The sequence below is a fragment of the Bartonella rhinolophi genome (genome assembly GCF_036576165.1).
GTDB lineage: Bacteria > Pseudomonadota > Alphaproteobacteria > Rhizobiales > Rhizobiaceae > Bartonella.
The window spans coordinates 1-14917 of record NZ_JBAFWY010000015.1 but is presented as its reverse complement, the minus strand read 5'-3'; the positions used below and the strand labels follow the sequence as shown (position 1 = coordinate 14917).

Annotated in this window: 13 protein-coding genes and 2 tRNA genes; 9 read left to right on the top strand and 6 right to left on the bottom strand. The window is 38.2% G+C overall.

Features of this window, described 5'->3' with window-relative positions; translation table 11 throughout:
- Positions 1 to 245: 245 nt before the first annotated feature.
- Positions 246 to 320: transfer RNA gene (locus tag V5N67_RS06715), tRNA-Asn, on the bottom strand.
- A 185-nt stretch (positions 321 to 505) separates the two neighbouring features.
- Between V5N67_RS06715 and V5N67_RS06710 the strand changes: the two genes are divergently transcribed.
- The 5 genes from V5N67_RS06710 (at position 506) to V5N67_RS06690 (ending at position 6525) form a co-directional block, all read left to right on the top strand.
- Positions 506 to 579 (top strand) — tRNA-Cys (locus V5N67_RS06710).
- A gap of 244 nt (positions 580 to 823) precedes the next feature.
- The gene (locus tag V5N67_RS06705) at positions 824 to 1498 is read left to right on the top strand and encodes a protein-L-isoaspartate O-methyltransferase family protein (protein WP_332061115.1); all 675 of its coding nucleotides are present in this window, start codon (positions 824 to 826) and stop codon (positions 1496 to 1498) included.
- A 66-nt stretch (positions 1499 to 1564) separates the two neighbouring features.
- A complete protein-coding gene (locus tag V5N67_RS06700; RefSeq protein WP_332061114.1) occupies positions 1565 to 2857 on the top strand; it encodes a TolC family outer membrane protein in 1293 nt (430 codons plus the stop codon).
- 225 nt (positions 2858 to 3082) lie between these two features.
- On the top strand, positions 3083 to 3652 hold the full coding sequence (locus V5N67_RS06695; protein WP_332061113.1) for a DUF2497 domain-containing protein: 570 nt from the start codon (positions 3083 to 3085) through the stop codon (positions 3650 to 3652).
- 149 nt (positions 3653 to 3801) lie between these two features.
- Positions 3802 to 6525: a valine--tRNA ligase gene (locus tag V5N67_RS06690; RefSeq protein WP_332061112.1), complete on the top strand. Its 2724-nt coding sequence runs from the start codon at positions 3802 to 3804 to the stop codon at positions 6523 to 6525.
- A 537-nt stretch (positions 6526 to 7062) separates the two neighbouring features.
- On the opposite strand, the gene V5N67_RS06685 is transcribed toward V5N67_RS06690, so the two are convergent.
- The 5 genes from V5N67_RS06685 to xth all read right to left on the bottom strand — a co-directional run bounded on the left by V5N67_RS06685 (position 7063) and on the right by xth (position 11236).
- Positions 7063 to 7809: an amino acid ABC transporter ATP-binding protein gene (locus tag V5N67_RS06685; RefSeq protein WP_332061111.1), complete on the bottom strand. Its 747-nt coding sequence runs from the start codon at positions 7807 to 7809 to the stop codon at positions 7063 to 7065.
- 10 nt (positions 7810 to 7819) lie between these two features.
- On the bottom strand, positions 7820 to 8536 hold the full coding sequence (locus tag V5N67_RS06680; protein WP_332061110.1) for an amino acid ABC transporter permease: 717 nt from the start codon (positions 8534 to 8536) through the stop codon (positions 7820 to 7822).
- 2 nt (positions 8537 to 8538) lie between these two features.
- Complete coding sequence (locus tag V5N67_RS06675) at positions 8539 to 9291, bottom strand: amino acid ABC transporter permease (RefSeq protein ID WP_332061109.1); 753 nt, start codon at positions 9289 to 9291, stop codon at positions 8539 to 8541.
- A gap of 134 nt (positions 9292 to 9425) precedes the next feature.
- On the bottom strand, positions 9426 to 10331 hold the full coding sequence (locus V5N67_RS06670) for a transporter substrate-binding domain-containing protein (protein ID WP_332061108.1): 906 nt from the start codon (positions 10329 to 10331) through the stop codon (positions 9426 to 9428).
- Positions 10332 to 10453: 122 nt separating this feature from the next.
- The gene (gene xth / locus V5N67_RS06665) at positions 10454 to 11236 is read right to left on the bottom strand and encodes an exodeoxyribonuclease III (RefSeq protein ID WP_332061107.1); all 783 of its coding nucleotides are present in this window, start codon (positions 11234 to 11236) and stop codon (positions 10454 to 10456) included.
- 515 nt (positions 11237 to 11751) lie between these two features.
- On the opposite strand from xth, the gene rpsL reads away from it, so the two are divergent.
- From rpsL to V5N67_RS06645, 4 genes are all read left to right on the top strand, one after another.
- Positions 11752 to 12123 carry a 30S ribosomal protein S12 gene (gene rpsL, locus V5N67_RS06660; protein ID WP_007477052.1) on the top strand — a complete coding sequence of 124 codons (372 nt, stop codon included), beginning with the start codon at positions 11752 to 11754 and terminating at the stop codon, positions 12121 to 12123.
- An 18-nt stretch (positions 12124 to 12141) separates the two neighbouring features.
- Positions 12142 to 12612, top strand: a complete 471-nt coding sequence (gene rpsG / locus V5N67_RS06655) for a 30S ribosomal protein S7 (RefSeq protein WP_332061106.1) — start codon at positions 12142 to 12144, stop codon at positions 12610 to 12612.
- A gap of 29 nt (positions 12613 to 12641) precedes the next feature.
- A complete protein-coding gene (gene fusA / locus V5N67_RS06650; protein WP_332061105.1) occupies positions 12642 to 14726 on the top strand; it encodes an elongation factor G in 2085 nt (694 codons plus the stop codon).
- Positions 14727 to 14790: 64 nt separating this feature from the next.
- Positions 14791 to 14917, top strand: a 127-nt coding sequence (locus tag V5N67_RS06645) for a GTP-binding protein (RefSeq protein ID WP_234924853.1), incomplete at its 3' end; no start/stop codon positions are given.

Below are 14917 nucleotides of genomic sequence, written 5' to 3'. Positions count from 1 at the left end.
AATGATGTACCAGAGATTCGAAAAACCTTCAGCCAATTTCATATAAAAGAAGTGACGACATCTTATACGTTTGGTTCTTCAAATAATACTATAGCTAAAGAATTAATCATCACCAATTGTGATTTTAGCAGAAGAAAAATCCTCTTTGAGAGGGCTTAAAAACCCCTTTGAAAACCTCTTGAAAGGCCTTTAAAAACTCTTTGAAAAAAAATGAATTGATGCAAAACCTAGTGGCAAGCTACAAGTGGCTCCCCGGGCCGGATTCGAACCAGCGACCAACCGGTTAACAGCCGGTTGCTCTACCACTGAGCTACCGAGGAACAGTGCTCAATCATTTAGCTGATAGGGCTATAGCAAAGCGATACCGATTTGCAAAGAGTAAAATTACTTTTTTTTAAAAAAAATGTCAAAAATTATATAAGAAGGGGAAAAAAGATCAGAAAAAATTTCTTACCTTGACGGATGTGTTGCCTTCCCTTATTGACACTTTTATGTTTGTTGGTAAGGCCTCGTGGCGGAATGGTTACGCAGAGGACTGCAAATCCTTGTATCCCGGTTCGATTCCGGGCGAGGCCTCCAGCTGGTTTTAACTAAAATGTCTTTAGAGTTAATGCGCTCAAGTAAGTTATTTTTTCCCTATTAAAAATGCTTCTTATGTAGAAAATGATGCAATTAAAATCTGTTAAAATTTAATGGTATGGTAAGAATCTAATTGTTGACTGCCGAGTGCTTTTTTGTAACATTTATGGTAGAAGATTTTAGATCTTAATTGTTACTGTTTTGGTAGAGTTGTTATCGTGGTATATGGGGAAAAAGGTTAGTTATGGTTGCAAGTTTTGCTGAGCTTCGCCGCAAAATGGTTGACAATCAAATTCGCACAAGGGATGTGACGGATTTATCAGTTCTTGAAGCGTTTTTAACGGTTCCGCGTGAAGATTTTGTTCCAGAAGATGTTAAGGCTTTGAGTTACCTTGATACTGATATTGCTTTATGTTTAGAGCAAAAGGGGTTTTCTGCAAATTATTTAATGGGGCCTGCGTCTTTAGCAAAATTACTACAGCTTGCAGCTGTAAAGTCATCAGATGTCGTTTTAGATATTGGTGCAAAGAGTGGTTATTGTGCGGCGTTGCTTTCAAAGCTTGCGAAGTCTGTGATTGCGTTGGAAAGTAATAAAGCTCTTTTTGAACAAGCGTCCAAGATTTTTGAGTGTAATCAATGTGATAATGTGATTGTGGTGCATGGGCCATTAGAACAGGGATATGCTGTTAAAGGTCCTTATGATCTTATTTTTATTGAAGGTGCTGTCGATTTTGTCCCTGAAAATATTTTTGATCAAATGAAAGATGGGGGGCGCCTTGTTGTGGTTGAAGGGCACGGTAATACTGGCGTTGCGCGCATTTATGTAAAAACAGATGGAATTATTTCGACTCGTCGTGCTTTTAATCTTGCTGTAAAATGTCTTCCTAGTTTTTTAAGAGCGCCTGATTTTGTATTTTAGTGCTTGTCTCACTTATGAGTAAAAAATAATTATAGAGTTAGTGTGGGGTTTTTAATCGTGTATATTATGTTCAAAATAAATAAAAAGTTTCAGGTGTTTTTATTACTGGTTTTGAGTGTTTTTATATCAAGGTTGGTTTATGCTGAAACATTGATGGATGCTTTTGCTAAAGCTTATATACACAATACTAAATTGAATAGTGAACGTGCAGTCGTGCGTATATTAGGTGATGATGTGATCATTGCACGTTCGGGGTTATTGCCGCAAATTGAAGGAATTGGAAATTATGGGCGAAGTAAACCTATGGTAGGTTCTTATAGTACTTCTGGATCCATAGGGATAAAATTAAATCAAAGATTATTTGACGGTTTTATTACGCAAAATATGTTTTCTTCTGCTCAGGTTAGGCTACAGGCTCAGCGTGAATATCTTCGGAATACTGAACAAAATATATTTTTGGATACTGTAACAGCGTATGCCAATGTGTATCAAGCGCGTCGTATTGCTGATCTTCGTAGAGAGAATTTGGCTGCTCTTGAAGAGCAAGTGCGTTCTAATCAAGCAAAACTTGATGTGGGAGAGGGCGCTCGTGTTGATCTTTCTCAGGCGCAAGCTGCGCGTTCTGTTGCTGTTTCAGAGCTCAGTTTTGCGCGTGCTGATGTGAAGACAGCGGAGGCGGCTTATAGGCAAATTATTGGTTCTGATCCTGAAAAATTAATACGTCCATTGGTGGCAAGAGGTTTGCCAATAAATCTTGATGCTGCTTACAAAGTCAGTGTCGTTATGCATCCAGCGATTCTTTATGCAAAATATCTAGTCGATGCTAGCTCTTATAATGTAAAGGCAAAAGAAGGGGCATTACTTCCTAAAGTGGATTTTTCTGCAGCAACCTCTTATAATCGGATTTACAGTGGTCATGGGGAAGACGGTGTTTCTAAATCAGTGGGATTGTCTGTGAGTATTCCAGTATTTGAAGGTGGGCGTACGTCTGCACAGATTCGCCAATCAAGGGAACAACTTGGGCATGCTCGTCTCCAGCTTGATTTGGCTCGTAGTAATATAAGACAGGCGCTTACTACTGCTTGGTTTCAGTTAGAGGGTGCGCGTGCATCTGTTATCGCTTATCGTGAAAGTGTTCGTGCTGCTGAAATTGCTCTTAAAGGTCGTATTCAAGAAAATCATGTAGGGCAAGCAACTACATTGGATGTCTTAAATTCTCGAACTCAATTGATTAATGCTCAAATTGCGCTTGCAATGGCAGAGTGCAATGCTGTTATTGCAAGTTATAGTGTTCAGTCTGCTGTTGGTCGATTAACTGCAAGTTATTTGGGTTTGAAAACTATTAAATATATCCGATAAGAGCTTAAAATAGCTCTTCATATTGCTAAATAGTTTAAATATTTCAAAGGTCAACAAATCAGTGGTTAAACATGTTGGAGAATGCAGCAGTAGGTGTTATTTTATAAGTGAAGAAAGTTGTGTGTAGCACCATCTTCATGACAAAGAGGTGTGTTGATCTTATAGTTCTTTTGCCTACACTGAAATGGTGATTCTATTTGTTGCATCTTTGAGAGGTTTTTTAGTATGGTACAGAGTTCAAGCGTGTTACGTGAGCCAAGTATGGATGAGATTTTGACATCTATTCGTGAAATAATCGAGGAGAATGCAATTCAGCCTGATCACTTTTCAAATGAAGGCGTTGCGATAGATACTTCTACAGAAAGTTTAGGAGTGTCATCATCGGAAGATGTTTATGACACAACTTTATCAGTCGATGATGCGATGAGAGCTTTGGCTGACCGTATTGGTCTTTCTTCTGAGAATAAAGATTTCTCTTTAGCGCAAATGGAAAAAAACACAGAAACAGAAAATAATATAGCAGGTATGGATGTGCAAAAAATAAAACCTTCCCCTGAAGAACAGCGTTCTATTCATAAAACAAACGAATGTAGTGATGAAGTGTTTGTATCGCAATCAGAGAATGTAACTGATGATCGCGTAAAGTTGTCTGCGTATTGTGTCTCTTCTGCAGAAAAGATTGCCAAGGACGTATTGCGTCCAGCTATAACAGAATGGTTACAGGGTAAATTGCCCATTTTGCTTGAAGACATTTTACGTGAAGAAATTGTCAAGGCGATTAAAAAGATGTCTTAACTACTTGTTTTATCTTTATTTTTGTATTTCGCATTTTGTTTTTATAAAGCGGTCGTTAACAGTTTTGCGAGGTCGTTGTAGGTAATGAAGGTTGCAGATAACATGAGTGTGCTTGCATTTTCAGTGGCGTTATGAATGAGTGGGTGAGAATGTTAGAGAAGAATTATGACGCTGCTTCCATAGAGCAACGGGTTGCGAAAAGGTGGGAAGATCGTGGAGCTTTTAAAGCGGGAGTGGGTTCAAAAATAGGCGCGGAGCCTTTTTGTGTTATGCTTCCGCCTCCGAATGTTACAGGCTCTCTTCATATGGGGCACGCGCTCAATACGACAATTCAAGATATTGTGGTTCGATTTCGGCGGATGTGTGGCAAAAATGTGCTATGGCAACCTGGCATGGATCACGCAGGAATTGCAACGCAAATGGTTGTTGAACGTCAGCTCGCAGAGCGTCGGGAACCAACTCGTCAAGAAATGGGCAGAGAAAAATTTGTTGAGCGTATTTGGGAATGGCGTCATGAGGCTGGTGGGGTTATTGCCAGTCAGCTACGACGTCTTGGTGTTTCATGTGATTGGTCGCGCGAGCGGTTCACAATGGATGAAGGGTTATCTCAGGCTGTTCGTGAAGTGTTTGTTACACTTTATAAGCAAGGGTTAATATATAAGGATAAACGTTTAGTTAATTGGGATCCTAAATTATTGACAGCTATTTCTGATCTGGAAGTTGAGCAAAAAGAAATTAAAGGTCATTTATGGCATTTTAGATATCCTCTTGAAGGTAAAGTTTTTGATCCAAGCGACGATACAACTTTTATAACAGTGGCGACAACGCGACCAGAAACAATGCTTGGTGATACAGGAATTGCGGTTAATCCCGAAGATGATCGTTATAAAAATCTTATAGGAAAATATGCCCTTTTGCCGCTTGTTGGTCGTAGATTGTTGATTGTTGGTGATTCTTATGCCAACCCTGAAGAAGGAAGTGGTGCTGTAAAAATTACACCAGCACATGACTTTAATGATTTTGAAGTAGGACAGCGCAACAATTTACGCTTAATCAATATTTTTACACAGAAGGCAGAAATTTTTTTACGTGAAAATGAAGCGTTTTTTGATGGTTTGACTTTATCGGATGAATTGAAAGTATTAGTAGAAAATTTAGATCAATCTGACCGTTTTGTTGCACGGAATCAGATTGTGTCTTTGATGAAAGAGGCAGGATATCTAGTAACTGTTGATGATCATCCACATACTGTTCCTCATGGTGATCGAGGTGGAGTGCCTATTGAACCATTCTTAACAGATCAATGGTATGTTAATGCTGCAGAATTAGCTAAACCAGCGATAGAAGCGGTTCGTCAGGGAAAAACGCAGTTTGTTCCAGATAGTTGGAAAAAAACTTATTTCAATTGGATGCAAAATATTCAACCTTGGTGTATTTCTCGCCAATTATGGTGGGGACATCAAATTCCAGCTTGGTATGGTCCAGATGGTGCGGTTTTTGTTGAAAAAAGTGAAGAAGAGGCTTTAGTTTCTGCTTTATCTCATTATGGTGAAGAGGTTAAGTTAACTCGCGATCAAGATGTTTTAGATACTTGGTTTTCATCAGCGCTTTGGCCTTTTTCAACATTAGGTTGGCCAGACAAAACGCCTGCATTAACGACATTTTATCCCACATCTCTTTCAGTTACAGGGTTTGATATTATTTTCTTCTGGATTGCTCGTATGATGATGATGGGACTTCACTTTATGGGGGAGGTTCCTTTTCCTACTGTTTATGTACATGCTCTTGTACGTGATCAGAAGGGAGCAAAGATGTCAAAGTCAAAGGGGAATGTTATTGATCCATTGGAGCTCGTTGATCAATATAGCGCGGATGCACTTCGTTTTACTTTGGCTATTATGGCAGCACAAGGTCGTGATGTAAAACTTGATCCTTCCCGTATTGCAGGTTACCGCAATTTTGCTACAAAATTATGGAACGCTACTCGATTTGCAAAGATGAACGGCGTTAAGCACGATCCTACTTTTAAGCCAGAAAAAGCGAAGCTTGCACTTAATCGTTGGATTTTAACAGAGTTATCTAAAACTGTTTCAGTAGTAACTTCTGGTATTGAAAATTATAAATTTAATGAATCGGCTAGTGCACTTTACCGTTTTATTTGGAATACGTTATGTGATTGGTATTTGGAGCTTCTCAAACCTGTATTTCAAGGTTCAGACGATGATGCTAAAAGTGAAGCTCAGGCATGTACTGCTTGGGTTTTGGATGAAGTTTATAAGCTTCTTCACCCTTTTATGCCCCATATGACAGAGGAGTTGTGGTCCCTTACAGAAACGTTAGGCATGGAACGTGAAGATATGCTAGCGTTGACACAATGGCCAGAAGTGACGTTTGCAGATGAAAAAGCTGCTTCTGATATTAATTGGCTGATTGATGTTATCACAGGGATTCGTTCTGTACGCTTTGAAATGAACATTCCAGTGGCTAAGTTAGCACCTCTTGTTATTGTAGAGGGAGGGAACGTAACGCGAGAGCGTGTACAGCGTTATGATGCAGTTCTTAAAAAATTAGCGCGTATTGAAACAATTGAGTTCTCTGATAAAGTTCCAACTGTGTCGGCGCAAATAATTTTAGGAGAAACGGTTTTTTGTTTGCCATTAGGACAGTTGATTGATTTAGAAGCTGAGCATGCTCGCTTGATGAAAGACGTCAATAAAATTGAACAAGATATTGAAAAGATATCAGTTAAATTAAATAATCCAAAATTTATAGAAAATGCAAAACCAGAAATTGTCGAAAATGAGCGTAACAGGATTATTGAATTGCGTGCTGCGAAGAAAAAAATGTCTATTGCTTTAGAACGGTTGACTTGATGTTATAGTTTTTGTTCTGTTTCATGAAGTTGACGATATTCAAAATATTTCGTTTTTCCTATAAAAAAGAGTCTTTTGGATACACATAAAGAAGTTTGTGGCAAATATAGCGATAAAAAACAAGATAAAGAAATACTTTAAGTGATAAGTGAACTAACACATGAAAGAAGTCATGATTATTGGGGAAGATTTTTCTGTCTATAAAATGGGTAAATAGATTAGGCTATTTCAGTGTTCTTTTGTGCTGTCGATGTGAAAAGCGTTAATGTCAGTTAAAATCTTACCTATATTTATGTAAATTATGATGATGTCTTTAAAGATGATTATAAGACGTATAATTTTTCACATATAGCTTTTAGCTTTAAAAAAACTTCTGGTCTTTGTTTATAGCCATATTTCTGACACATAAGTTAAACTTACAGGTTAAGAAAGGTATCTTCAATATCTGTACATTTTATTACAATGTTTTTGAGATATTTAGAACTTTGGCATTTATGCTTAAACCTGCAAGAGGAGGTTTCTGTCATAATATCATGGCTAATGGTTGAGGATTTTAGACAAAAACTCTTGCGCGCGCGGTGTTCTGGATTGTGGGTGAGAGAAAAACTCTTTAGATGAACAGTCTTCAAGAATTTCTCCTTGATCCATGAAAATAACACGTTTAGATACTTTTTGAGCGAATCCCATCTCATGTGTTACGCAAATCATTGTCATACCTTCTTCTGCTAGACTGATCATGACGTCCAATACTTCCCCTACCATTTCAGGGTCTAACGCAGATGTAGGCTCATCAAAAAGCATCACAAGTGGATCCATTGTTAAGGCACGTGCAATAGCAACACGTTGTTGTTGACCTCCAGAAAGCTGACCAGGGTATTTATCTTTATGTTCAGTAAGTCCAACGCGTTCAAGATATAATAAGCCGCGTTCAAGCGCTTCTTTTTTGCTGCGCTTTAAAACTTTGATTTGTGCAATTGTTAAATTTTCTGTAACGGATAAATGTGGAAAAAGCTCAAAGTGTTGAAATACCATTCCTACGCGGCTGCGTAATTTAGGTAGGTTTGTTTGTTTTGAATGAACAGGTGTTCCATCTATCCAAATCTCACCTTTCTGGAAAGGTACCAAAGCGTTGATGGTTTTAATGAACGTTGATTTCCCTGAGCCTGATGGTCCGCAAACTACGACAACTTCTCCTTTGTTAATGTTGGTTGTACAGTTTTTAAGAACGTTAATTTCGCCATACCAGTTAGAAACATTTTTTATTTCGATCATATGAGTAGACATTTTTTCCTCTTTAGCGGATTATAGATATTTTTTTCTGTAGATACGAAACTATTTGCGACAATGTAAAACAAATAACAAAGTAGAAAATGGCTGCCAAGATGTAAGCTTCTTGCTTTACACCAAAATTATTTGCAACAATATCAAAACCATTTAGAAGGCTATTGCCGCTGATTGCATAAACAAGAGTTGTGTCCTGAAAGAGAATAATGACTTGAGTTAAAAAAACTGGGATCATATCTCTAAAAGCTTGGGGAAGAATTATAATACGCATATTTTGCCAATATGTCATTCCAAGAGCTTGCCCCGCATATTTTTGTCCTTGTGAAATTGAATTTATACCGGCACGGATAATTTCAGCAAAATAAGCGGCTTCAAATGCAGTAAAGGTAATTAATGCTGATTTGTTTGCACCGATTGATGTGCCAGTCAAGAATGGTAAAAGCACAAAGAACCATAGAATAACCATAACAAGCGGTATTGAGCGCATAGCAGTTATGTAAATTATTGCAAGCCAAGAGAGTAGTTTGATAGAAGAAAGCCGCATCATTGCTAATAATGTGCCAAAAATAAATCCCAATATTGCTGCAAAAAAGGTTAAAAAAACACTAAAAAGCAATCCTGACAGGATATAAGAGTAAAATATATCAAAAGTGAAAAATGAAAAATCAAAATCTGAAAAATTGAAAGGAGAATGAAATTCAAACCAAGAGCTTATGAAATCTGTCATATTCAACATCCCTTTGTTTGAGAGTTAGGAGTTTTAAGCATTTTTTCGATTATTGTCATAACAATGAATACAAATAAAGCTATTAAAATATAGAGAATCGTAACAAGCAGATAGTTTTCGTAAACATGGCTGACTTCTTCAATTGTCTGATATTGAAATTGCATGAGTTCATTTATTGAAACAGCGAATGCTATAGATGAATTTTTTACAATGCCCATTGCCTCTGAAGTAAGTGGAGGAATGATTGTACGTATAGCACGTGGCAATATGATATAGCGATAACTTTGATAGGTAGTAAAGCCCATTGCCATAGCTGCGTAGCGTTGCCCAGAAGGAATAGCTTCAATACCTGAGCGAATCTGCTCTGCGATGCGTGCAGATGTAAAAAAACCCAAAGCACATGTTATTAAGAGAATGGATGAAAGTTTCATCGCTGGTGGGTAAATTTTAGGCACAACAAAATACCATAAAAATACTTGTACGAGGAGAGGGATGTTACGCATAATTTCTACCCAGATACTACCGATAGTTCGAAATATGCAACGAGCCATGGAAGTATTTGGGAGAGTGCGCATTGTTCCTATAATAATGCCAGTAACTATAGCTAAGACCAGTGAAGAAATGGATAATATAACTGTATTTTTTAAGCTATCGAGCAACGTATCTAAATAGGTGTGACTTACACCAGGAGTTCCAAGGCATCCAGCCACTAGTGTTTGGTTAAGATCATCGGTACAAAGGAAAGAAAAGTCCATTGATTGATATTTCCTAAATTTTTAGTCATTCGCAAAAAGGCAATAAGCTAGCCATATTTATAATGGCTGAATTTATTGAAAAACGCATTAAAATATAACCACACGCAATTTTAAAAGAATGTGGCTGTATTTATTTATAAATTATTTTCTGCGTAGTCTTCGCGAGGTTTATTATTTGGATGTTCCCAAGCATATTTTGTTGATTCAGACAAGGGAAGGTTGAGAACAGTATTGGCAGGTGGAATTGGTTTCATAAACCACTTATCATAAAGTTTTTCAAGTGATTCATCTTTGATTTGGCGCACAATACTATCATTAATTGTTTTTTCAAAGTTTTTATCATTGAGTCGGAGCATACAGGCGATGGGTTCGACTGAAAGTACGGTATCAAGAATGATATAATCAGATGGATTTTTTGATTTAGCAATATGTCCAGCAAGAATTGAGGCATCCATAACAAATGCGTCTGCACGACCAGATTCTAATAATAGGAAGCTGTCTCCATGATCTTTTCCCTTTACGACATCAAAATTAATATTTTTTGCACGTTTTCTTTTGCGGATCAGTTGAACAGGCGTTGTTCCCGTGGTGGTAGCGACTATTTTTCCATTTAAATCTTCAAAGAAGTTGATATTAGAATCTTTCTTTACGGCAATTTTAACTTCTTCGACGTAGGTGGTATAAGCAAATGTTACTTCTTTACTGCGAAAAACGTCATTTGTTGTTGAGCCACATTCAAAATCGTAGGTATTATTTTTTAGGAGAGGGATTCTATTTTGTGATGTAATGGGGAGATAGTGAATTTTAATAGGTTTCCCAATTTTTTTTGAAATGTCATCAATAATACGCACAGCCATTTCTGTGTGAAATCCTACATATTTGTTATTTCCAAGAGCATAAGCTAAACCTGATGATTCGCGAACACCTAAGGTAATTTCTCCTGTTTTTTTAATTTTTTCAAGCGTATCATTTTCAGCTAATGCGACATTTATCTGCGCAATAACGATTGCTGCAATAAACATTAACAACGATTTTTTCATTCTTTCCTCCATTGAGTGATGACTTCTTATTTTTGTTATTTAAGATATAGTATTATGCGTTGTGTAGCATATTTATTATCTTAGGGGAGGTATTTTTTGTTATCCCAATTAAAGAATATTATTCATTGAAATTCAAGGTGAATCCAAACGGGAGTATGGTCTGATGGTTTTGTATATCCTCTTATTTCTGTCTGGCTATATGCACAGATAAGTTGATCAGCAGCCTCTGGTGATAATAATAAATGATCAATACGAATACCATTATTTTTGCGCCATGCATTTGCTTGAAAATCCCAAAAACTGAATGAAGGAGCGTCTGTGACGCTACGGATAGCATCATAAAAACCTAAATGCACAATGCGTTGAAATGCTTGTCTTGTTTGTAAAAGAAATAAGGCATCGTTACTCCATTCTTGAATATTCTTAGCATCCAATGGGGTAGGGATGACATTGTAATCACCAGCTAATATAAGAGGTTCTTCATATGCAAGCAATGACTTTGCATGTGTGTACAGCCTTTTCATCCATTCCATTTTGTAAGGATATTTTTCGCTGTTGACAGGATTTCCATTTGGAAGATAGAGGGATGCAACACGAATAACTTTTTTGTTTGTTGAATAAACTGCTTCAATATAGCGCGCTTGTTCGTCATTATCATTGCCTGGTAATCGGCGGATAACTTCATCTGGTGTTTTTTTAGAAAGAATCGCAACTCCGTTAAAACTTTTTTGTCCGTGCGTTTCTATGTGATAACCTAAGCTTTCGATTGCGTCGCGGGGAAAATTTTCATCGATACTTTTAATTTCTTGTAAACAAACTATATCAGGCTGATTTTGTTGTAGCCATTTATATAATGTTTCGTGTCGTGCCTTTATTCCAGCGATATTCCACGTTGCTATTTTCATATCATTTATCTTAAAATATACATATACAATTGGCAAGTTAGCACGTACGTTTAAGTGCTTCTGGTGAAAGAGATTGCAGCACTTACGATATTATAGTGGTTCTCTTTATTGTATGAGGGATATTACTATGGTAATTTGGTTTATCAAGACCTTCTGTTAAAGCTAAATTTGAAGTTTATTAATTTATTCTCATTTTTATAAATTTTCTGATGTTTAGTTCTTGACGAATGTAGATGTTCTCGCTATTAGAAGCTATCACAGCCAGCGTAAGGGTGATTAAATTTAAGGGACTCCCGAGAGTCATCTTAAGCAGGGGTTGTTGGTTAGAAGATTAAAAGCAAATGCTAGTGCAAGAGGCTGTTGCCTTCTCTGCTTGTAGTCGGGTAAGCTGTTTGTAGCAGTGGTGCCCGATTTCGTGTGTAAATTAAGTGCCTATTCCAGTTTATATTTGGAGTAGATAAATATGAAAAGCCCAAGTGGGTGAGACGAATGTATATCGAAAAGAGGAAGGTTGCATGCCTACCGTAAACCAGTTAATTCGCAAGCCGCGTGTAGCGCCAGTTAAGCGTAATAAGGTTCCTGCTCTTCAGGCAAATCCGCAAAAGCGTGGTGTTTGTACGCGTGTTTATACAACGACACCGAAGAAGCCAAATTCTGCTCTTCGTAAAGTTGCTAAGGTTCGTTTAACAAATGGATTTGAGGTGATTGGTTATATCCCTGGAGAAGGGCATAATCTTCAAGAGCACTCTGTTGTGATGATTCGCGGTGGTCGTGTGAAGGACTTGCCAGGGGTTCGTTATCACATTATCCGTGGGTTGCTTGATACGCAGGGTGTCAAGAATCGTAAACAGCGTCGTTCAAAATACGGCGCAAAGCGTCCAAAATAATATTGAGAGACAGAGCCGATGTCCCGTCGCCATAGAGCAGAAAAACGTGAAATTAATCCAGATCCTAAGTTTGGTGATTTGGTTATTACAAAATTTATGAATGCCATTATGTTTGATGGTAAAAGATCTGTTGCTGAGCGTATTGTTTATGGTGCGCTTGATGTTGTAGAGAGTAAGGTGAAGTCAGATCCTGTGGCTTTGTTTCACCAGGCGTTAGAAAATGTTGCTCCTCATATTGAGGTTCGTTCGCGTCGCGTTGGTGGTGCTACTTATCAGGTTCCGATAGATGTTCGTCCTGATCGTCGTCAAGCTCTTGCTATCCGCTGGTTAATTACGGCGGCGCGTGGGCGTAACGAAACGACAATGGTTGATCGTCTTTCTGGTGAATTAGTAGATGCGGCTAATAACCGTGGTTCTGCAGTGAAAAAGCGTGAAGATGTTCATCGTATGGCGGAAGCTAATCGTGCGTTCTCTCACTATCGCTGGTAGATGTATTTAAAAAGATTAAGGTAAGTACAATGGCTCGCGAATATAAAATTGAAGATTATCGTAATTTTGGGATTATGGCACATATTGATGCTGGTAAGACCACTATGACTGAGCGTATTTTGTTCTATACTGGTAAAAATCATAAAATTGGTGAAACGCACGATGGTGCTTCTACCATGGACTGGATGGAGCAAGAGCAGGAGCGTGGTATTACGATTACGTCTGCTGCGACGACAACCTTTTGGGAAGGGCGTGATGGTAGAAAGCGGCGCTTTAATATTATTGATACGCCTGGGCACGTTGATTTTACAATTGAGGTTGAACGTTCTTTGCGTGTTCTTGATGGTGCGATAGCGTTACTGGATGCAAATGCTGGTGTAGAGCCTCAGACAGAAACTGTTTGGCGGCAAGCTGAGAAATATCATGTGCCGCGTATGGTTTTTGTTAATAAGATGGATAAAATAGGCGCTGATTTTTATCGTAGTGTAGAGATGGTTGGCTCGCGATTAGGTGCTAAAGCGTTGGTTTTACAATTGCCGATCGGTGCAGAAAATGATTTTGAAGGTGTTGTTGATCTTATTGAAATGAAAGCGTTGAGGTGGGATGGTTCTATTGGTGCTTCAGCGGTAGTGAGTGAGATTCCTTCTGATCTGCAGGAAAAAGCGGAAGAGTATCGTGAAAAATTAATTGAGATGGCAGTTGAAGTTGATGAAGCTGCAACAGAGGCTTATTTGGAAGGTGTTATGCCAACAAATGAGCAGCTTGTCTCTCTTATTCGTAGAGGAACTGTGGGGGTTCAGTTTCATCCTGTTTTTTGTGGTACTGCTTTTAAAAATAAAGGAATTCAACCACTTTTAGATGCCGTTGTTTCTTATCTTCCTTCTCCAGTTGATGTTGCGGCGATTAGTGGTCTTGATGTAAAAACTGAGAGTGAGACGACGCGTGAATCTTCAGATAATGCTCCGCTTTCTATGCTCGCTTTTAAAATTATGAATGATCCTTTTGTTGGTTCGTTAACTTTTTGTCGTGTTTATTCTGGGAAAGTTCAAAAAGGTATTTCTCTTGAAAACACTGTAAAAAAGAAAAAAGAACGTTTGGGACGAATGCTTCAAATGCACTCGAACTCTCGTGAAGATATTGAGGAGGCGTTTGCAGGTGATATTGTTGCTCTTGCAGGTCTTAAAGAGACAACTACGGGTGATACTCTTTGTGATCCTTTGAATCCTGTTATTTTGGAGCGAATGGAGTTTCCTGAGCCTGTTATTGAAATTGCGATTGAACCAAAAACAAAAGCGGATCAAGAGAAGATGGGTATAGCTCTTAATCGTCTAGCTGCGGAAGATCCTTCATTTCGTGTTAAATCGGATGAAGAATCAGGTCAAACGATTATAGCTGGTATGGGTGAGCTTCATCTTGATATTATTGTTGATCGTATGCGGCGTGAATTTAAGGTTGAGGCTAATATTGGGCAACCTCAGGTTGCTTATCGTGAATCAATTACGAAGACTGCAGAAATTGATTATACTCATAAAAAACAATCTGGTGGTGCGGGGCAATTTGCTCGTGTGAAAATTATTTTTGAGCCTCATGATGGTGATGATTTTCTTTTTGAATCAAAAGTTGTTGGTGGATCTGTTCCAAAAGAATATATCCCAGGTGTTCAAAAGGGTATTGAAAGTGTTATGGGGTCTGGTCCTCTTGCAGGGTTCCCTATGTTAGGTGTGAAAGCTACTTTGATTGATGGTGCTTATCACGATGTTGACTCTTCTGTTTTAGCTTTTGAAATTGCTGCTCGTGCAGCTTTTCGCGATGGTGCAAAGAAAGCTGGTGCGCAACTTCTTGAGCCTATCATGAAGGTGGAGGTTGTTACACCGGAAGATTATGTAGGTGATATTATTGGTGATTTGAATTCTCGTCGAGGTCAAATTTCAGGAACTGAAGCGCGTGGTATTGCAACAGTTGTAAATGCTATGGTTCCTTTGGCAAATATGTTTGGTTATGTGAATACTCTTCGTTCAATGAGTCAGGGGCGTGCTCAGTATACAATGCAGTTTGATCATTATGAGCCTGTTCCTTCGGCTGTTGCTTTGGAGATTCAGAAGAAATATGCATAATTTTGGGTTGTGTAATTAATTTTTAACTTAGTCCTTTTTTTTGGACAAAAAATGGAGAGCTCAAATGGCAAAGAGCAAATTTGAACGTACGAAGCCGCATGTTAATATTGGTACGATTGGTCACGTTGATCATGGGAAGACCTCATTGACAGCAGCGATTACAAAATATTTTGGTGAATTTAAAGCGTATG

Excerpts from the sequence above, each read along its gene's own strand:
- fusA (WP_332061105.1), top strand. The coding sequence starts at position 12,642 with ATGGCTCGCGAATATAAAATTGAAGATTATCGTAATTTTGGGATTATG.
- V5N67_RS06700 (WP_332061114.1), top strand. The coding sequence starts at position 1,565 with ATGTTCAAAATAAATAAAAAGTTTCAGGTGTTTTTATTACTGGTTTTG.
- rpsL (WP_007477052.1), top strand. The coding sequence starts at position 11,752 with ATGCCTACCGTAAACCAGTTAATTCGCAAGCCGCGTGTAGCGCCAGTT.
- V5N67_RS06670 (WP_332061108.1), bottom strand. The coding sequence starts at position 10,331 with ATGAAAAAATCGTTGTTAATGTTTATTGCAGCAATCGTTATTGCGCAG.
- V5N67_RS06680 (WP_332061110.1), bottom strand. The coding sequence starts at position 8,536 with ATGACAGATTTCATAAGCTCTTGGTTTGAATTTCATTCTCCTTTCAAT.
- V5N67_RS06685 (WP_332061111.1), bottom strand. The coding sequence starts at position 7,809 with ATGTCTACTCATATGATCGAAATAAAAAATGTTTCTAACTGGTATGGC.
- xth (WP_332061107.1), bottom strand. The coding sequence starts at position 11,236 with ATGAAAATAGCAACGTGGAATATCGCTGGAATAAAGGCACGACACGAA.
- V5N67_RS06690 (WP_332061112.1), top strand. The coding sequence starts at position 3,802 with ATGTTAGAGAAGAATTATGACGCTGCTTCCATAGAGCAACGGGTTGCG.
- V5N67_RS06695 (WP_332061113.1), top strand. The coding sequence starts at position 3,083 with ATGGTACAGAGTTCAAGCGTGTTACGTGAGCCAAGTATGGATGAGATT.
- V5N67_RS06705 (WP_332061115.1), top strand. The coding sequence starts at position 824 with ATGGTTGCAAGTTTTGCTGAGCTTCGCCGCAAAATGGTTGACAATCAA.
- V5N67_RS06675 (WP_332061109.1), bottom strand. The coding sequence starts at position 9,291 with ATGGACTTTTCTTTCCTTTGTACCGATGATCTTAACCAAACACTAGTG.
- rpsG (WP_332061106.1), top strand. The coding sequence starts at position 12,142 with ATGTCCCGTCGCCATAGAGCAGAAAAACGTGAAATTAATCCAGATCCT.